Source organism: Caballeronia sp. 11_S32 (assembly GCF_056930355.1).
The window spans coordinates 1161198-1180321 of record NZ_JBXOWH010000004.1; the positions used below are offsets into that span (position 1 = coordinate 1161198).

16 protein-coding genes are annotated in these 19124 nt (G+C 65.5%); 7 read left to right on the forward strand and 9 right to left on the reverse strand.

The genetic code is table 11. The annotated features are described in order from the left end of the window. Positions 1–137: 137 nt before the first annotated feature. Together ahpC and ahpF are read left to right on the forward strand one after the other, a co-directional pair. Complete coding sequence (ahpC, locus tag AC1Z32_RS31530) at positions 138–701, forward strand: alkyl hydroperoxide reductase subunit C (RefSeq protein ID WP_062611783.1); 564 nt, start codon at positions 138–140, stop codon at positions 699–701. Between the two features lie 146 nt (positions 702–847). After that, positions 848–2434 (forward strand): alkyl hydroperoxide reductase subunit F, encoded by a 1587-nt coding sequence (gene ahpF, locus AC1Z32_RS31535; protein WP_483482749.1) that lies wholly within the window; start codon positions 848–850, stop codon positions 2432–2434. A gap of 64 nt (positions 2435–2498) precedes the next feature. Here ahpF and AC1Z32_RS31540 read toward each other — a convergent pair whose 3' ends face one another. Further along, positions 2499–3728 carry a sensor histidine kinase gene (locus AC1Z32_RS31540; protein ID WP_483482750.1) on the reverse strand — a complete coding sequence of 410 codons (1230 nt, stop codon included), beginning with the start codon at positions 3726–3728 and terminating at the stop codon, positions 2499–2501. A 215-nt stretch (positions 3729–3943) separates the two neighbouring features. Then, on the reverse strand, positions 3944–4837 hold the full coding sequence (locus AC1Z32_RS31545) for a LysR family transcriptional regulator (protein ID WP_483482751.1): 894 nt from the start codon (positions 4835–4837) through the stop codon (positions 3944–3946). Positions 4838–4941: 104 nt separating this feature from the next. Here AC1Z32_RS31545 and tam point away from each other — a divergent pair, with 104 nt between their 5' ends. Further along, entirely contained in the window at positions 4942–5721 is a 780-nt protein-coding gene (gene tam / locus AC1Z32_RS31550; protein WP_483482752.1) for a trans-aconitate 2-methyltransferase, read from the forward strand. A gap of 3 nt (positions 5722–5724) precedes the next feature. On the opposite strand, the gene AC1Z32_RS31555 is transcribed toward tam, so the two are convergent. Then, positions 5725–6660, reverse strand: coding sequence for a LysR family transcriptional regulator (locus AC1Z32_RS31555; protein WP_483482753.1), 936 nt, complete (start codon positions 6658–6660; stop codon positions 5725–5727). Positions 6661–6819: 159 nt separating this feature from the next. On the opposite strand from AC1Z32_RS31555, the gene AC1Z32_RS31560 reads away from it, so the two are divergent. From AC1Z32_RS31560 to AC1Z32_RS31570, 3 genes are all read left to right on the forward strand, one after another. Beyond that, positions 6820–8403, forward strand: coding sequence for an aldehyde dehydrogenase (NADP(+)) (locus AC1Z32_RS31560; protein ID WP_483482754.1), 1584 nt, complete (start codon positions 6820–6822; stop codon positions 8401–8403). Positions 8404–9076: 673 nt separating this feature from the next. Next, positions 9077–11056 (forward strand): zinc ribbon domain-containing protein, encoded by a 1980-nt coding sequence (locus AC1Z32_RS31565; protein WP_483482755.1) that lies wholly within the window; start codon positions 9077–9079, stop codon positions 11054–11056. A gap of 209 nt (positions 11057–11265) precedes the next feature. Further along, positions 11266–12408 carry a TAXI family TRAP transporter solute-binding subunit gene (locus tag AC1Z32_RS31570; RefSeq protein WP_483482756.1) on the forward strand — a complete coding sequence of 381 codons (1143 nt, stop codon included), beginning with the start codon at positions 11266–11268 and terminating at the stop codon, positions 12406–12408. 10 nt (positions 12409–12418) lie between these two features. Here AC1Z32_RS31570 and pdxR read toward each other — a convergent pair whose 3' ends face one another. The 5 genes from pdxR to AC1Z32_RS31595 are packed head-to-tail and all read right to left on the reverse strand — an operon-like array spanning position 12419 to position 16239. Further along, positions 12419–13870 (reverse strand): MocR-like pyridoxine biosynthesis transcription factor PdxR, encoded by a 1452-nt coding sequence (pdxR, locus tag AC1Z32_RS31575; RefSeq protein ID WP_483482757.1) that lies wholly within the window; start codon positions 13868–13870, stop codon positions 12419–12421. A 21-nt stretch (positions 13871–13891) separates the two neighbouring features. Further along, on the reverse strand, positions 13892–14257 hold the full coding sequence (locus AC1Z32_RS31580) for a PIN domain-containing protein (RefSeq protein ID WP_483482758.1): 366 nt from the start codon (positions 14255–14257) through the stop codon (positions 13892–13894). Then, on the reverse strand, positions 14251–14469 hold the full coding sequence (locus AC1Z32_RS31585; RefSeq protein ID WP_483482759.1) for a ribbon-helix-helix protein, CopG family: 219 nt from the start codon (positions 14467–14469) through the stop codon (positions 14251–14253). The genes AC1Z32_RS31580 and AC1Z32_RS31585 overlap by 7 nt, the downstream gene beginning before the upstream one ends. Positions 14470–14519: 50 nt before the next feature. Then, on the reverse strand, positions 14520–14789 hold the full coding sequence (locus AC1Z32_RS31590) for a helix-turn-helix domain-containing protein (RefSeq protein WP_483482760.1): 270 nt from the start codon (positions 14787–14789) through the stop codon (positions 14520–14522). Then, positions 14779–16239, reverse strand: a complete 1461-nt coding sequence (locus AC1Z32_RS31595; protein ID WP_483482761.1) for an aminotransferase-like domain-containing protein — start codon at positions 16237–16239, stop codon at positions 14779–14781. Before AC1Z32_RS31595 ends, AC1Z32_RS31590 begins: the two co-directional genes overlap by 11 nt. A 150-nt stretch (positions 16240–16389) precedes the next feature. Between AC1Z32_RS31595 and AC1Z32_RS31600 the strand changes: the two genes are divergently transcribed. Beyond that, on the forward strand, positions 16390–18705 hold the full coding sequence (locus AC1Z32_RS31600; RefSeq protein WP_483482762.1) for an FdhF/YdeP family oxidoreductase: 2316 nt from the start codon (positions 16390–16392) through the stop codon (positions 18703–18705). Here AC1Z32_RS31600 and AC1Z32_RS31605 read toward each other — a convergent pair. After that, the gene (locus AC1Z32_RS31605; protein ID WP_483482763.1) at positions 18596–19114 is read right to left on the reverse strand and encodes a hypothetical protein; all 519 of its coding nucleotides are present in this window, start codon (positions 19112–19114) and stop codon (positions 18596–18598) included. The two genes, AC1Z32_RS31600 and AC1Z32_RS31605, sit on opposite strands and share 110 nt — an antisense overlap. Positions 19115–19124: the final 10 nt, after the last annotated feature.

Consider the following 19124-nt stretch of genomic DNA (forward strand, 5'->3'; position numbering starts at 1 on the left):
GCCTGCGGGAAAACGAGGCATATCGGGCCGATAGCCCCGCTCTATCTCGACAATAAAATCAATCCAATTCTCAGCAACGATAGCTTTCCTGTATAGTTCACTCACTTCTTCAACACCACTCCAAAAGGAAACTGGTAATGCCCATCATCAACAGCCAAGTCAAGCCGTTCAAAGCAACCGCCTACCACAATGGCGAATTCGTGACCGTGACCGATGAAAGCCTGAAGGGCAAGTGGTCGGTGTTCGTGTTCTACCCGGCCGACTTCACGTTCGTGTGCCCGACGGAACTGGGCGATCTGGCTGACCGCTACGAAGAATTCAAGAAGCTGGGCGTGGAAATCTACTCGGTGTCGACCGACACGCACTTCACGCACAAGGCGTGGCACGACACGTCGGACACGATCCAGAAGATCAAGTATCCGATGCTCGCCGACCCGACGCTCGCGATTTCGCGCAACTTCGACGTGCTGATCGAGGAAGAAGGCCTGGCGCTGCGCGGCACGTTCGTGATCAACCCGGAAGGCGAGATCAAGCTGTGCGAAGTGCACGACAACGGTATCGGCCGTGACGCCGGCGAACTGCTCCGCAAGGTTCAGGCAGCGCAATACATCGCCAAGAACCCGGGTCAGGTGTGCCCCGCCAAGTGGACGCCGGGCGCTGAAACGCTGACCCCGTCGCTCGACCTGATCGGCAAGATCTAAGTCTCGTACCTCACGAGCGCTGCATCGAACCTGTCGCGTTTCAGCGGCAGGTTCACCCCCGAAAACGTGTTCGTCCGGCGCTGCGATTTTCGCAGCGTCGCGGCGCAACACGTCTGCAACACCCAAGTCAAGGAACGGACATCGCCATGCTCGACGCCAATCTCAAGAATCAATTAAAAGCGTATCTGGAAAAAGTCACCCGGCCGATCGAACTCGTCGCCTTCCTCGACGACGGCGACAAGTCGCGCGAGCTGAAAAGCCTGCTCGACGAGATCGCCTCGCTGTCCGCGCAGATCAGCGTCGTCGAGAAAGAGGACGCCAGCGTGCGTCGTCCGTCCTTCACCATCGGCGAGGCGGGCAAGCCCGCGGGCATTCGCTTCGCCGGCATCCCGATGGGCCATGAATTCACCTCGCTCGTGCTTGCGCTGCTGCAGGCGGGCGGCCATCCGATCAAGCTGGATGACGCCACCATCGAGCAGATCCGCAACCTCGACGGCGACTTCGCCTTCGAAACGTATTTCTCGCTCTCGTGCCAGAACTGCCCGGAAGTCGTGCAGGCGCTGAACGTGATGGCGATCATCAATCCGCGCATCAAACATGTCGCGATCGACGGCGCGCTGTTCCAGAAGGAAGTCGAAGAACGTCAGGTCATGTCCGTGCCGATGATGTTCGTGAACGGCGAAAGCTTCGGCTCGGGCCGCATGGGCGTGAAGGAAATCCTGGCAAAGCTGGACACGGGCGCATCGGCGCGCGCGGCGAAGGAACTGGAAAACAAGCCGGTGTTCGACGTGCTGATCGTCGGCGGCGGCCCCGCGGGCGCGGCTGCGGCGATCTATGCGGCGCGCAAGGGCATCGCGACGGGCGTCGTCGCCGAACGCTTCGGCGGGCAGGTGCTCGACACCATGGCGATCGAGAACTTCGTCTCCGTGCAGGAAACCGAAGGACCGAAGTTCGCCGTTGCGCTCGAACAGCACGTCAAGAGCTACGAAGTCGACGTGATGGACGTGCAGCGCGCCGAGAAGCTCGTGCCGGGCCGCGTCAACGAGATCCATCTCGCGAGCGGCGCGGTGCTGAAGGCGAAGACCGTGATTCTGTCGACCGGCGCGCGCTGGCGTGAAATCAACGTGCCGGGCGAGCGCGAGTATCGCGGCCGCGGCGTGGCGTACTGCCCGCACTGCGACGGCCCGCTCTTCAAGGGCAAGCGCGTCGCGGTGGTTGGCGGCGGCAATTCGGGCGTGGAAGCGGCGATCGATCTCGCGGGCATCGTGTCGGCGGTCACGCTGATCGAGTTCGGCGACGAATTGCGCGCCGACGCGGTGCTGCAGAAGAAGCTGCGCAGCCTGTCGAACGTGACCATCGTCACGTCTGCGCAGACGACTGAAATCACCGGCGACGGCAAGAAGGTCAGCGGCCTCACGTACACGGACCGTGCGACGGGCGCGAGCCACCACGTCGAGCTGGAAGGCGTGTTCGTGCAGATCGGCCTCGTGCCGAACACCGAGTGGCTGAAGGGCACGGTGGAATTGTCGAAGCACGGCGAGATCGTCGTCGATGCGAGAGGCGCCACATCGTTGCCGGGCGTGTTCGCCGCCGGCGACGTGACGACGGTGCCATTCAAGCAGATCGTGATCGCGGTCGGCGAAGGCGCGAAGGCATCGCTGTCGGCGTTCGATCATCTGATCCGCGCGTCGGTGGAAGACGAAGCAGTGGTCGAAGAAGAAGCGGCGGCCTGAGCGCACAGCTCACGCGTCGTAGTGACCGGAAGGCGGACGGGGCGACCCGTTCGCCTTTTTTCGTTTACTGGCCTTCCGCGGCCTTCGGCACCAGCAGCATCGGGAACGTCACTTCGAACACGCTGCCGTGCCCTTTCGACGATGTGAACCGCAACTCGCCTTCCAGCGTGCGCGACAGTTCCTTGACGATGGCGAGCCCGAGGCCCGCGCCGGGGATGTCGTCATCGGCGGCGCGCTCGAATTCCTCGAACACGCGCTCCTGATCCGCCGCGCTGATGCCAACGCCGGTATCCGCGACGTGCAGCTTCCAGCGCGCGTCGGGCATCGCGATGATCGACAGGACGATTTCCCCCGTCGACGTGTATTTGATCGCGTTCGACAGCAGATTCAGCGCGACCTGCTTCACCTTCAGCCGGTTCGACATCACCGCGCCGAGCGCCGGATCCAGATGACCGACGAGCTTCAGTCCCTTCGACTCGGTCGCGACGCGGCACGCCTGCATGAGCTCGTCGAAGAGACCGACGAGATCGAAGGGTTCGACGGTCAGCACCGAATCGTCGCCGAGCACTTTCGAATATTCGACCATTTCATCGACGAGCGTCGCCATGTCGGCGACTTGCCGGTTCGCGAGGCCGAGCGCCGTGTCGCGCTTGGCGGGCGAGCGCGTGGCGAGCTGCAGCGCCGTCGAGAATACGTTCAGGAAATTGCGCAGGTCGTGCGCGACGCGCCGCGTGATCTGCATGCGCGTCTCGTAGAGATCGCTGATGAGCTTCTGCCTCAGCGTCAGCTCGTAGTTCGCGCGCTCGAGCATGCCGGTGTATTCGTCGATCTTGCGATCGCGCTCGCCGATCGCCTCGCGGATCGACGCGAGCGTGACGAAGCTCACCACCTCGTCGGTCATGAGGCGCGCGTGCTCTTCGTCGGCGCGTGGGAATTCCGCATGGGAAGCGGCGTACTCGCCGATCGCGAGCAGCAAAACCTGACGGAACAGGTCGAGCTCGCGCACGAGCTCGTCCACGCGATAGCCCTGCTGCCAGCGCCATTGCCCGTGCTGCCGCGCATTGCGCTCGATCGCGCCTTCCTGGTCGCGCAAGTTGCGCGATTCGAGCACGATGCAGATTTCGTCGAAGATGCTCGGCAGATGATCCGCGAGCTGCCGATACGTGAGCTGATCCGAATGTTCGACTTCCTGATCGCCGAACACGAGCTTCATCCATCGCTCGGTGAGCGTGTCTTGCTGCTCGCGCAGCGCGGCCGCGAGACCCTTCAAGCCGCCGACTGACGTGTCGCTCATCTGCGAGTCCCCGATTGCTGAGGCGCCGGATGGCGGCGCGCATGGTCATCGTGATATGCAGTGGAAAGCACATCCGCGAGGCCGCCCGGAGCTGCCCGCGGATGCTCCGCCAGTATAGGCGCGATGCTCGCGGCGAAGTTGCAAATCCGAGTTATATCCTGGATTTTCCGAGACTTTGCGTGAAGCCTGAAAGCCCACTGGATTCAGTATTCGCTTCAGATGCCGTCGCGCGAGCTCATGAGCATCGCGTAGAGCGCCTGAGCCGCCGGCGACAGCGACGCCGTCTTGCGCGTCACGAGCACGAGCGAGCGCGTGACCGTAGGTTCGACGAGTTCTATCGCGCGCACCGTCGGGTATGCATCCTTCTGAATCGCGAGCCCCGGCACCACTGCCGCGCCGACGCGCTGAGCGACGAGCCCGAGCGCCGTCGAGCTGCGCTGCACTTCATAGAACGAATGCAGTTCGATGCCGCTGCCTTCCAGCGCCGCATCGATCAGCGCGCGGTTGCCGCTCACGTCGCCCGCGAGAATGAGCGAATGGCCGGCAAGCGCGCGCCACGCGATCCGTCTGCGCTTCGCGAGCGGATGATCGCGATGACAGACGAGCACGTAGCTGTCCGCGACGAGCGGCTCCGTGTGCAGATCCGGATGATGCTCGCCCGCGATCTTGATGCCGAACTCCACTTCCCGGCACAGCACCGCCTGCGCGACCGCCGACGACGCGTGGTCCAGAATCCGGATGCGATTGTGCGGATAGCGCGCGGAATATGCCTGCAACACGCGCGGCAGATATTGCACGCCGACAGTCGGCACGCATGCGATCGACACATCGCCGCGCTGCGCCATGCCCGTCTCGCGAATCTCGACGAGCGCGGCGGACAGTTCCGCGAGCAGGCGCCGCGCCTGCGGCAGGAACGTGCGCCCGGTCTCGGTGAGATTCATCGACCGCGTGGTGCGCTCGATCAGCGGCACGCCGAGAAAATCCTCGAGCTTCTGAAGACGCTGCGTGATCGCCGTCTGCGTGATGTTGAGGCGCTCGGCCGCGCCCCTGAAGCTTCCCTGATCGGCGATGGCGACGAACGCCTGCACGCCCAGCGTGTCGATTTTCATAAGAAAAACCAAATAATCCGCAGCATAAATTCATTTTACGCTGGGCGCGGGCGAGTCCAGAATCGCGTCTGTTCCCAACACAGGTGCATCGAGTGGAGCCCGACATGACGAATACATCCGCCGACTGGCAAGCCCGGCAATACACGCTGTTCGAGGAAGAGCGCACGCGCCCCGTCCGCGATCTCTTGAACGCGACGCAGGCATCGGCCGCGCGCACGGCGGTCGATCTCGGCTGCGGCCCCGGCAACTCGACCGAGACGCTTCTGGCCTGCGCGCCGGACGCCCGCGTGACCGGCGTCGACAATTCGCGCGACATGATCGACGCGGCGCAAAAGCGCTTGCCGCACATCGACTTTCAACTGGCGGACATTTCCGCGTGGGATGCCGAAGGCCCGTTCGACCTGATTCTCGCGAATGCGTCGCTGCAGTGGGTGCCCGGTCACGAAACGCTGTTTCCGAAGCTCGTCGGCAAGCTCGCGCAAGGCGGACAACTCGCCGTGCAGATGCCCGACAATCTCGACGAGCCCGCGCACCGGCTGATGCGGGAAGTCGCCGCGGACGGCCCGTGGCGCGACAAGCTGAAGGGCGCGGAGCGCACCGCCCGCTATCGCGCGGACTGGTACTACTCGCTGCTGAAGCCGCAGTGCGCGCGCGTCGATGTGTGGCGCACCACGTACCATCATCCGCTTCAGGGCGGTGTCGATGCGATCATCGAATGGTTCAGGGGCAGCGGACTCAGGCCATTCCTCGCGAAGCTCAACGCGCAGGAAACGGCCGCGTATCTCGACCGCTATCGCGCCGGGCTGAAAGCCGCGTACTCGGTGCTCGACGACGGCACCGTGCTGCTGCCCTTCCCGCGCATCTTCATCGTCGCGACGCGTTGAGACTCAATGCGGCCGGCTCTGTTCGCGCAGCATCTGCACGAACTGCCGCGCCGCCGGCGACAGCGCCCCGCCCTTGCGCGTGACGATGCCATAAGTCTGCGATTTCGATTTCATCCGCACCGGCAGAATCCGCAGCATGCCGGAGCGCTCGAACACCTTCGCGACGCTCGCCGGCAGGATCGACACGAGTTCGGGGCTTTCCTGCAGCAGCGTTACCGTCATGAGCGGCGAGGCCGTGGAGATGGGGTTCGCGGGCATCGGCAGGCCGGCGAGGTCGAGCTCGCGTTCGAGCAGCGCGCTCATCGGCATATAGCTCGGGTAGGTGACCCAGCGGTAATGCGCGAGGTCCGCGAAACCGACTTCGCGCGCGCCCGTGCGCTCGTGACCATGCCCGACGACGATGCATAGCGGCTCGTCCGCGAGCGGCTGATAGTGATACTTCGACGGCTGCTCCGACACGCTCGAGCGGCCGATCACGAGATCCACGCGGCCGTCGTCGAGCATCGGCAGCATGCGCGCGCTCGTATCCTCGATGATTTCGATGGCGAGATCCGGATGCCTCGCGTGCATTTCGTTGACGATCGGCGCGACGACGCCCGGCACCGCGCCCATGATCGTGCCGACCGTCAGCCGCCCGCCCGTGCCCGCGCGGATCTGCGCGACTTCCTGGCACAGCGCGTTCAGGTCGGCGGCAAGCACGCGCGCGTAGCGCACCACGCAGCGGCCGAACGGATTCGGGATCAGCCCGCTCTTCGCGCGTTCGAACAACGGCGCTTCCAGCATGGATTCGAGCTCGGCGAGCGCCTTGCTCGCGGCGGATTGCGTCATCGCCATCGCGCTCGATGCCTTGTGCAGCGATTTGTGATCGTCGAGCGCGATCAGCAATTGCAGCTGCTTCATGCGCAGCCGGGACATCAGTACATCGAGCGTGTTCTTCATCCTTCAGCCTGCGAAAAAACGCGAGGTGATTCCTAAAAGCGATCAAGCGATGGAAAGGTTTCACTATACAGCCGCCCGCGCGAGGCCGTATAGTCGGGCAAGATGGCGGTCATCGTACAACTGGCCGCCGCGAATCACCTCCAGCAAGGACGAGACATCATGCAACTCACTGGCAACCTGCTCATCGGTCAGCAATCGGTCTTCGGTTCGAACGGCTCGATCAAGGCCGTCAACGCATCGACTGGCGCGGCTATCGAACCGGCTTTCGGCGGCGCGACGCTCGCCGACCTCGACCGCGCGGCCGCGCTCGCGTGGACCGCATTCGACGTGTATCGCGAAACCGCGCCCGAAGCGCGCGCCAAGTTTCTCGAAACGATCGCGCAGAACATCCTCGATATCGGCGACGACCTGATCGAGCGCTGCATGATCGAAAGCGGCCTGCCGCGCGCGCGCCTCGAAGGCGAGCGCGGCCGCACCGTCGGCCAGTTGCGCATGTTCGCGGACGTGGTCCGCAACGGCGATTTCCTCGGCGTGCGCATCGATCCGGCGCAGCCCGAGCGCAAGCCGCTGCCGCGCGTCGATCTGCGTCTGCGCCATATCGGCGTCGGCCCGGTCGCCGTGTTCGGCGCGAGCAACTTCCCGCTCGCGTTCTCGGTCGCGGGCGGCGACACGGCGTCGGCGCTCGCCGCCGGCTGCCCGGTCATCGTGAAGGCGCACTCGGCGCATCCGGGCACGGCGGAACTCGTCGGCCGCGCCGTGCAGAAGGCCGTGAAGGATTGCGGCATGCCCGAAGGCACGTTCTCGCTGCTGTTCGACAGCGGCCGTGACGTCGGCCAGGGCCTCGTGGCGGACAACCGCATCAAGGCGGCGGGCTTCACCGGTTCGCGCGGCGGCGGCACGGCGCTCATGAAGATCGCCGCGGCACGCCCCGAGCCGATCCCCGTCTACGCGGAAATGAGCAGCATCAACCCGGTCCTGCTGTTCCCGGCGGCGCTCAAGAACCGCGGTGAAGCCATCGCGAAGGCGTTCGTGTCGTCGCTGATCCTGGGCGCGGGCCAGTTCTGCACGAACCCTGGTCTGATCCTCGCCGTCGACGGCCCGGATCTCGACAAGTTCATCGAAGCGGCATCGGCGGCGCTGAAAGAAACCGCCCCGCAGACGATGCTCACGCCGGGCATCTGCAAGACGTATCAGGGCGCCGTGGCGCGCGCCGCCGAGGAAGCGGGCGTGACGACCGCCGCGCGCGGCGTCGAAGCCAAGGGCGACAATCAGGGCCAGTCGGCGCTCTTCGTCACCACCGCCGAAACGTTCCGCAAGAGCCACGCACTGCAGGAAGAGATTTTCGGTGCGTCGTCGCTCGTCGTGCGCTGCCCGGACCTCGCCACGATGCTCGCGCTGGTCGAATCGCTGGAAGGCCAGCTGACTTCGGCGCTGCATATCGACGAAGCGGACTACGCCGATGCGCGCCGCGTCCTGCCCGCGCTCGAGCGCCGCACCGGCCGCCTGCTGGTGAACGGCTTCGGCACGGGCGTGGAAGTCGGTCACGCGATGGTGCACGGCGGCCCGTTCCCGTCGACGGCGGATGGCCGCTCGACGTCGGTCGGCAGCCTCGCGATCAACCGCTTCCTGCGCCCGGTGAGCTATCAGGACTTGCCTGACGCGCTCCTGCCCGACGCGCTCAAGACGGAGAATCCGCTCGGCCTGAACCGCCGCATCGACGGCAAGCTGCAACTCGCCGAGTAAGGCTCACGGCTGGACCGGCACGGGCCGCGGCGCGATTCTCGCGTCGCGGCCCGTGTCGTTTTTACGCGTTGCGACGGGACGAAACGCGCTCCTTTCGAACGATGCTTCGGATGCCGTATCGATCGGCGGCACTTTTCGCCGGACGGTCCAATCCGTGTTTACGCGACTGGCGTGGGCGCGCAGCAACGCTCACGTACCTGTCGGAATCGCTTTGGCATCAGTGGGTTATCCGCCGATCACGCCCCCTTGTCGTTTTAGGGCTAAGGATTGGCGGTTCAAAACCGCCGGCGCCATCCCAAAATGTCAGAAATAATCGTGAGCGAGAGAAGCGAGGCGCGCCGCGCGAGCCGGTCCGGCCCTGCATGCGCATCGATCCGACGCTTTCACATTCCACTTCAGGGCCATGCGCCGGACCCAGCCGTCCCGGCGCTTACGAGGCACAGCGAGACGCACTGGCGCGGCCCGGAGTAGGTGCGAAAGGCAGTTGACGTCCGATAACGGTTGAACCATAGTCGGAATGTCGTTTCCCGCCATGGCGCATGGCGCCCGGGAAACAATACGAAGGATTGCTGCCGCAGGGCTGCGTCCCTGGATACAGGCGCGGCGACCCGGCGCGCATTGGCGGCCACGCGAATCTGGCAACCTCACGCACATGTCCTTCGAGGGCTCCAGCATGACCACGCGTCTGACGTTTCCGGCATCCATGTTCTCCGTTGTCTGCCAGCGGTGCGGCAGCACGGTGCGCAAAAACGCCGACAGCTGCCCCAATTGCGGCGCCGATCGCAGCGCCGCGTTCGGCCAGAAGCGCGAAGCCGCCGCGGGCAAGCCGCGCGCTAATGTGTTCGAAAAGACCGCTTCTGCGCCGCTCGCATCGGCGGCGGCTTCCGCTTCGGCCTCCACCTCCAGCGCGTCGATGGGCGGCGGCACGAAGCCGTCCGAGCGCGTCGAGCCGGGCATGCGTTCCGGCTGGACCGAGCGCGCGAGCGAGCGCATCGCCCAGAAAGCCGCCGAATATCGCGCGCGCCGCGCCGAAGAAGCCGCGCGCAACGCCTACGCCGAATCCAGCAACGATTCCGACGCCCTGCCCGGTTCCGAGCGCTGGAACCAGAAGAAGACGATCATCGCGGGCGCGTGCGGGCTCGTGCTGCTGCTCGGCGCGGTGTTCTATTACCAGCTCGGCGATTCCGATGGCAGCGGCACGCCTTCCGCCGATCACAGCGTCTCCGGCGTGATCGACTCGAAGGTCGGCGCGCTCGTGCGCGGCGCGATCGATAGCCAGGGGACGCCCGCCGCGCCGGCCGTCGCCGAGCGGCGCGCGCCCGCCGACACGCGCGCGCTCGCGTCCGGCGATTCGCTGCAAGGCGTGCGCGTCGCGCTGGACCAGCACGACCTCGCCACCGCGCGCGCGCGTCTCAAGGTGCTTCCCGCGCAGCAGCAGGCGCGCGCGGAGTACGAAGCCCTGAAGGACGAACTCGTCAAGCGTGAAGCGCAGCGCGAGGCCGCGCTGCAGCTCGCGCGCGCCTGCGAGCGGACCTCCGCGTGGGCATGCGTGCAGCAGAACGCCGGCGAGGCGCTCGCACTCGACGGCAGCAACATCGAATCGCAGGCCATGCTCGAACGCGTGATCTCGCATGCCGGCTGGCTCGCGCCGAGCGCATCGGCGGCGCTCGCGAAAAAGGTGCCGGGCACGGCGCCGCCTGCGGCAGACACGGCAAGCACGGCGCCGAGGCCGGGCACCGGCGCGACCGCGCCGCTTTCCGCGCAGGCAAACGTTGCAGCGCCCGCCGCGAAACAGCCCAGCACCCTCGCGCAGAAACCCGCCGCCGAGCGGCGCCCGGCGCAACGGAGCGCCAGCGCCGCGCGTCAGACCGACGACGACGACGCCTACCTATCCCGCGCAGAGAAGATCGCGCGTGGCCAAGCCGCGACGAACGCGCTCACCGCGTCGGTCATGCCGCCCGCCGCGCCCGCCGCACCCACCGCGCCCGCCGTCGCCACGACGATGACGGCGCCCGCGCCCGCCGCGCGCGCAACCACGCAGGCCGCGGTGCCATCGCCGCCGCAGCCGGCAGCGAAGGCCAACCCGGCGCCGGTCACGCCGGCGGCGCGCGCGCCGTACTATCTCGGCGACGAAGAATCGAAGCCCGCCGCCGCGGCCACGCCGCGCGCCGCGAACCCGCGCGCGCCCTACTATCTCGGCGACGAGCAGCCGCAGCAGGCCGCTCGCCCCGCCAACCCGCGCGCTCCGTATTACCTCGGCGAAGACCCGCCGCAGCCGTCCGCATCGCCGGCGCCGGGCACGCGGGCCGCCGTGCCACGCCCGCCGCAGCCCGCGAATCAGAGCAGTTCGCTGCCGCCGTCCACGGCGACAATGCAGGCGGCCGTGCCGCGCCCCCCTGCGGCCAGCGCACAGCCGGTGGCCGCACAGACCGCCACCGCGCAGCGCGTCCCGCCGGTCGTCAGCCAGCCCGTCGCGCAGACGAACGCCGTGCCGCGCGTCGCGCAGCCGGCCGCCGTCACGACGGCACCGCCCCAGTTCGGCAACGTGCCGGCGGGCTCGCGTATGGACTCCGACAAATCCGAAGAGCTCGAACGCGCCATCAAGCAATATGGCTGGAGCAGCGGCGAGCAGGCGTCGAAGCCGTCGCGCTGAAAGAACACGCACAAGAACGACGTAAAAAGCAGCACGCAAATATCAGAACACGCAGAGACAACGACGACGCACGGCAAGCACACGCCACGCTTCTACGCGTGAAGCCGCATGTGAGTGACCGGGCATGATCGAATTGCGCGCGCCGCGGACCGATATCCACGTTGCGCGAGTTTCCCAAGTACCCGTCCAACTCCGACAAAGGGTCAATCATGTTCACCACGAAACACATGCGCAACGCCGCACGGGGCGCGCTGGCACTTCTTGCCATCGCCGGGCTGATCGGCGCCGGATCGAGCTTCGCCGCCGAGCCGATTCCCTACAAGATCACGACGGGCCAGGAACGCGGCACGTATATCCAGATCGGGCAGGATCTGTCGAAGTACGTGGCCGAGCCGGCGGGCATCGATCTGGAAGTGCTGCCGTCGAAGGGCTCGGCGGAGAACGTGCAGCGCATGCGCTACGAGCCCGGCGTGAAGTTCGCGCTGGTGCAGTCGGACGTGTATCAGGCGTACATGGACATGGCGACCTCGGGCAACGCCGACGCCGGCAAGATCATCAAGCCGCTGCGGCTCATCATGCCGCTCTACGACGAGGAAATTTACTTCGTCACGCGCGCGGATTCGCCGATGAAGTTCATCCACGAGATCAAGGGCAAGAACATCAGCGTCGGGCCGATCGGCAGCGGCACGGCGCAGTCGGCGGAGACGCTGTATCGGCTGATGTTCGGCGAGCCGATCGCCGATGCCAACGAGCAGCACCTCAACAACGAGGATTCGCTCGCGCGGCTGATCGTCGGCAAGATCGACGTCGCGGTGATCGTCGCAGGCCAGCCGGCCAAGCTCTTTCAGGACATGAATCCCGAGTTGCTGAAGCAGATCAAGCTGCTGCGCCTCGATTCGAGCGCGCCCGAAACCGCGCGCGCGAAGCAGACCTACTTCCCCGCGACGATCCGCACGACGAGCTATCCGAACTGGATTCAGGAAGACACGCCGACGCTCACCGTGAAGGCCTTCCTCGTGACCTATGACTACGGCTTGCGCGGCACGGTGGGCGCGCTGTCGAAATTCGCCGACTCGCTGTGCACGAACTTCGACACGCTGCAGGCGCAGGGCCATCCGAAGTGGAAGCAGGTGCATCTCGAACTGCCGCCGCTCACGAAGGGCTGGAAATACTATCCGCCGATGGAAAAGCACTTGCGCGCGTGCATTGCGCAGCGCACGGCGGCGGCCGAGCAGTCGCAAAACCCGGCGCGCAAGGTTGCGGTGCGCGGCGAGCAGGATGCGACCACGCAGAAGCCGAAGAAGGCGGCCTGCACGCCGCAGGAAAAGCTGCTGCTGCTGTGCGATCAGTGATGGCGCGAAGCTAGCGGGCGAGCGTCGGCATGAGCGCGGCGAGACGCGTCATGCCGCGCTCGATCGCCGCGACGCCCGTGCCGCCGTAGCCGAACAGCATGCCCTGCTGCGCCGGCTCGCTCGCGTGGAACGGGCGGATCCCATACAGCCCGACCGATATCGCGCGCGCCGCCGCGACGACTTCATCCTCGCGCAAGGAAGCGGCGAGCCGCGCGACCAGATGGATGCCCGCCGTCGCAGGCAGCGGCTCGAACCAGCGCGCGAGCTCGCCTTTCAGCCGCTCGATCAGCGCCGCGCGCCGTTGTGCATAGGCCTTGTGCATGCGGCGCAGATGCTTCGCGTATTCGCCGTCGAGCATGAACGCGCCGAGCGCCGCCTGTGTGAGCAGGCAACTGTGCCAGTCGCAGACCTGCTTCGCGTTCCAGAGCGGCTCCGAGAGCGTCGCGGGCGGCACCACGTAGCCGAGCCGCAGGTCGGGAAAGAGCGTCTTCGAGAACGTGCCGACATACGCGACGAGCCCCGCGCGGTCCAGACTCTTCAGCGATTCCACCGGCCGGCCTTCGAAGCGGAATTCGCCGTCGTAGTCGTCCTCGACGACCACCGCGCCGCGCTTCGCCGCCCATTCGAGGAGCTCGACGCGGCGGTCGAGGCTCATCGGCATGCCGAGCGGAAACTGGTGCGACGGCGTCACATAGACGAGACGCGTGTTGCGCGGCAGCTTGCCGACGACGATGCCCTCGCCGTCCACCGGCACATGGGCGATGCGCGCGCCGAGCGCCGCGAACAGCGCGCGCGCGGGCGGATAGCCCGGCTCCTCCACCGCGACGACATCGCCCGGCTGGATCGTGACGCGCGCGAGCAGATCGAGCGCCTGCTGCGCGCCCTGCGTCACGATGACGTCCTGCCAGTTGCACACGACCGCGCGGCTGAACGCGAGATAGCGCGCGATGCCGAGCCGCAACGCCTGCTCGCCGCCCGGATCGCAATAGCCCGCGACGCCGCCGCTCGTGCGCGCCTGCGTGCGCAGCGCCTGATTGAGACAGCGTCGCCAGGCGTCGTAGGGAAAGAGCGTCTTGTCGGTCACGCCGCCCCTGAAGTCGCAGTCGAGCGTTTCGTGGGCGGGCGGCATCGGCATCGCCATGCGCTCGGGCATCTTGCGCCAGATGCCGATGGCGCGGGCGCGGGCCGATGTCGCCTCCGCAGGGGCGGACGGCAGCCGCGCGAGCCCTTCGGCGACGAAGGTGCCGTCGCCCGCGCGCGTGCGCAGAAAGCCTTCCGCGATGAGGCGCTCGAAGACTTCGAGCGTGGTCTTGCGCGACACGCCGAGCTGCGTGGCGAGGTCTCGCGTGGAGGGAAGGCGCGCGTTGGCGGCAAGCCGCCCTTCGATGATGCCCGCGCGCAACTGGCCGTAGATCTGGCCGGTCAGGTCGCGGCGGCCGTGCAGGGTGATGTGGATGTCCAAGGGACGGCAGCCAAGGCGCGGTTACACTTGATACGGCATCCGAACGCCTGGATCATCAGGCGGGAAGTCCTTCGTATTGCGCGAAACGAGAAGCGCACCGACTGATTGCGCCGACGCCCACACAATGGCATCTGGCAGCTTGATACGTGCTCTCTTACGAATGGAAATCGCCAAGTTTGCGACGGACGAATCAAGGGGCACAAGATCGAAAGTTGCGAGCCAGGCCCGAATGGAGGAATCGCCATCAGGCTTTGCGCCCACGAGGACTTCCATCAGCGTGACGATGCTGATCGAGCGCTGTTCGTAACGCTCGATTTCCTCTTTTGCGGCATTTATTCCCAGCAGGTAGTCGATCAGGATATTCGTATCGAAGAGCGCTCTTACCATTCTTCGCGCAACTCCTGCTGATACTGCAATCCGTCGATCTTTCTACTCTCCCACATGCCGAATACATCCACGACGGGACCACGCTTATTACTCGCGACATAGGCGCTTATGGCGTCGCGAATTACGGCCGCTCGCGAACGTTGCTGCTCCTCACCGAGCGCTGCGAGTTCATCGATTTGTTCATCGGGCAGGTCAATCAAAATTCGTCCCATCTCGCCCTCACTATTTGATATACATATCGTATATCAATGACGTCAAATAATCAATCCGCGCCATCCTCCCCGAACACCGCCCGGCAAAGCCCTACCCCTTCCTCCGTCAACCACGCGCTTCCCGTCCCTTCCTCGCTCATCTGCATCTCCACCAGCCCGCCGTCCGCGAGCCCGGTCAATTGCCGCCGCAGCGCGCTCATGGGCAAACCGGACTGTTTCGCCAGCTTCGCAAGCGACCACGCGCGCCCGGGCGTTTCCGTCCGCGCGCGCCAGAGCTGCGCCAGCACCGCGACGAGCGCCGGATCGATCTCATCGCTCATGCGCGATCTCCTTGTTCGCATGCGCGGCCGGGCGCGCGCTGATCTCGCCGGCGAGCTCGCCGAGCCGCTGCAGCGCGGCCTCGCTCGCGGCCGTCCACGGATAACTGTAGTTGAGCCGGATGAAGTGGCTGAAGGCATTGCGCGTGGAGAACATATGGCCCGGCCCGACCGTGATGCCGCTTTCGAGCGCCGCGCGATAGAGCCGCATCGAATCGACGTTCTCCGGCAGTTCCACCCACAACACGTAACCGCCCTGCGGTACGGAAATTCGCGTGCCCGACGGAAAGAAGCGCTCGACCATCGCGCTCATGATGCGCGACTGCTGCCGGTACAGCTTGCGCACGCGCCGCAGATGCCGGTCGTAGCCGTCCTGGCGCAGATAATCGGCGATCGCGACTTGCGGCACGGACGGCGTCGTCAGCGTGTTGAGGAACTTGAGCTTCTCGACCTGCGCCCGATACCGCCCCGGCATCGCCCAGCCGATTCGGTACGACGCCGTCAGACTCTTGGAAAACGACGCGCAATGCAGCACGAGCCCCTTCGTGTCGAAGTTCTTGAGCGCCGATGGGCGCGCGTCGCCGTAATAAAGCTCGTGATAGACATCGTTCTCGATGACCGGGATATCGTGCGCCGTGAGCAGTTGCATCAACTGGCGCTTGCGCTCGTCCGGCATCTGAAAACCCAGCGGATTCTGGAAATTCGGCATCACCATGCACGCGGCGATCTTCCTGCGCGCGATCACCTGCGCGAGCGCCTCGATGTCGATGCCTTCCGCCGGATGCGTCGGCACTTCGATCGCGCGCATGCCGAGTCGCTCGATGGCGTGCAGCATCGCGTAATAGGTCGGCGATTCGACAGCGACGGTGTCGCCCGGCTTCGCGACGGCCTGCAGACTCAGATTGATGGCCTCGGTCGCGCCGACGGTGATGACGATTTCCTCCGGATCCACCGGCACGCCATTCTCCGCATAGCGCCGCGCGATCTGGCGAATCAGTTCGGCATTACCGGGCGGCAGATCGTCGATGAGATTCCAGCTCGCATGCCGCCGCGCGATGGCGTTCGCGTACTGGTTGATGCGCCGCCACGGAAACGGCCCGGGATCGGGATACGGCGAGCCGAACGGCACGGCGTCGTGCGCGCGGATGCTGCGCAAGGTCGACAGCACGAGCCGGCTGACATCGACTTCCGATGCCACCGCGATCGCGCGCCCCGTGCGCTTCGGCTCGGTCTTCAACGCCTCGCGCGTCGCGCGCACGAAGTAGCCGGACTGCGGCCGCGTCTCGAGCACGCCGCGGCTTTCCAGGATGGCGTAAGCGTGCAGCACCGTCTTGATGCTCACGTCGTGCTGCTGACTGGCCTGCCGCACGGACGCGATCTTCTCGCCGGGCGCGAACACGCCGCGGCGCACGGCTTCCTCGATTTCATCGGCGAGCTTTTCGTAGAGCTTCAACGCGCGTGTTCCTTTCGATCGGATGTGAATTGCAGTCTATGTCAAAACGTCGCAACTGTATCCCTCCGATTTCGCATTTTCTGTGCGCCGCGCTCGATTCGGGACACAGTACGCTTCGTCTTATCGCATGTTTTCCTGAAATCGAACGCCATGAAGACGCCGGAACCTCGCATCGAACCTTATACACATCCTGCCGCGGGCTGGGGCGCGCTGAAGCAGGTCGCCATCAATCTCGTCAAGGAGAAGGTGACGGGCGGGAACTACCGGACGCTCTTCAAGCAGAACCAGCCGGACGGCTTCGATTGCCCCGGCTGCGCGTGGCCGGACCGCGAGCATGCATCGACGTTCGAGTTCTGCGAGAACGGCGTGAAGGCCGTCGCCGCCGAGGCCACGAGCAAGCGCGTGACACCCGCGTTCTTCGAGGAGCACACGGTGTCGTCGCTGATGGCGCAATCGGATTACGAACTGGAGCAGCACGGGCGGCTGACCGATCCGCTCGTCTACGATGCGAAGCGCGACCGCTATGTGCCTATCGAATGGGACGCGGCGTTCGAGCTCATCGCCTCGCATCTGAAGAAGCTCGACGATCCGAACCGCGCCGCGTTCTACACGTCGGGCCGCGCGAGCAACGAAGCCGCGTTTCTTTACCAGCTGTTCGTGCGGATGTACGGCACCAACAACTTCCCCGATTGCTCGAACATGTGCCACGAAGCGACGAGCCGCGGCTTGCCGCATACGGTCGGCATTGGCAAGGGCACGGTCACGCTCGATGACTTCGAGCACGCCGACACGCTGCTGCTCTTTGGCCAGAACCCGGCCACGAACCATCCGCGCATGCTCGGCGAACTGCGCGACTGCGCGAAGCGCGGCGCGACCATCGTGTCGATCAATCCGCTGAAGGAGCGCGGCCTCGAACGTTTCGCGAGCCCGCAGCATACGCTCGACATGCTCTCGCCCAAGGGCGTGAAGATCAGCTCGGTGTTCATCCGCCCGAAGGTCGGCGGCGACTTCGCGCTCATCAAGGGCGTCGCGAAGCGCGTGATCGAACTCGACGACGAAGCCCGCGCGCATGGCGGCGCGCGCGTGATCGACGTGGATTTCATCGCGGAGCATACGGTCGGCTTCGACGCCTTCGCCGACGACCTGCGCGCCGAGAGCTGGGACGCGATCATCGCGGAATCCGGCGTGGAAATGGACGACCTCCTCAAGCTCGCCGACATCTACGCAAACGGCCGCGCGGTCATCGCGACGTGGGGCATGGGTCTCACGCAGCACAAGAACTCCGTGCCGACCGTGCAACTGCTTTCGAACCTGATGATGATGCGCGGCAACATAGGCCGGCGCGGCGCGGGCCTATGCCCGGTGCGAGGCCACTCGAACGTGCAGGGCGACCGTACCGTGGGCATCGAGGAAAAGCCGACGCAGGAGTTTCTCGACAGGCTCGGCGCCGCCTACGACTTCGAGCCGCCGCGCGAGCACGGCTACGACGTCGTCGAAACCATCCACGCAATGCTCGAAGGCAAGGTGAAGGTGTTCATCGGACTGGGCGGCAATTTCTCGATCGCCACGCCCGACACGCCGCGCACCTGGGAAGCGATGCGCTCGTGCGACCTCACCGTGCACATCACGACGAAGCTCAACCGCAGCCATCTCGTTCACGGCCGCGACGCGCTCATCCTGCCGACGCTCGGCCGCACCGAGATCGACATGCAGAACGGCGTGGCGCAAGGCGTCTCCGTCGAGGATTCGATGAGCATGGTGCATATCTCGTACGGCATGAACAAGCCGGCGTCGACGAACCTGCTTTCGGAAGTGGCGATCGTCGCGCGCATGGCGCATGCGGCGCTCGGCTCCGCGAAGGTGAACTGGCTCGCGCATGCGAACGACTACGCGCTGATCCGCGATGGCATCGAGCAGGTGATAGACGGCTTCGAGCGCTACAACGAACGTCTGAAGCAACCCGGCGGCTTCCATCTGGGCGTGGCCTCGCGGGATCGCATCTGGAAGACGGACAGCGGCAAGGCGCAGTTCATCGTGCATGAGATCGCATTCGATACGCCGATCCACCGCGCCCGCGCCCTTCACGGCGAACGCCTGATGACGCTGATGACCACGCGCTCGCACGATCAGTACAACACGACGATCTACGGTCTCGACGACCGCTATCGCGGCGTGTACGGGCAGCGGCATGTTCTGTTCGCGAACCGCGAGGATATCGACATGCTCGGTTTCGAGCCGGGCGAACTCGTGGACATCACGAGCGTGTGGGACGATGGCGTCGAGCGCCGCGTGAACGGCTTCACGCTCGTGGAGTACGACATTCCGCGCGGCTGCCTCGGTGCGTACTATCCGGAGACTAACCCGCTCGTGCCGTTGTCATCGGTGGCGGATGGCGCCGGTACGCCGACGTCGAAGTCCATTCCCGTGTTGTTGAACCGGTCCAGTCGGGAGATTGCTGCCGCCTGAGACCCAGATTGAACGGCGTCGCGCAAAGGGCTTTCCGGCGTGCCTTCTCGCGCTGCCGAATGCGGCGCTCCAACGCCTGTGCGCCGGTGAACCACCGATCGATGAGCGCGCCCAGCCCGACAAGGATCGCGACGCCGCCGACCCACCCGGCGGCGATGCTGTCGAACTCGCTCGTGAGGTATGTGCCGCCCAGCATGGCGGCGACGAACACCAGCATGACCAATGCGAACGGCGGGCAATGCTCATGCTCGACGCGGGTGATGCCGCAGACGCCCCGACGCATCTGATAGCCGCTCAAGGAATACGTGCTGATGGAGTGACTCATTCCGTTGTACCAACCGTCATTAATTTGCGATTTAGCAAACTTACGCAGTTGAAGCAGCCGACGACACCAGATAATTCTGAACAATGGGTGCGGC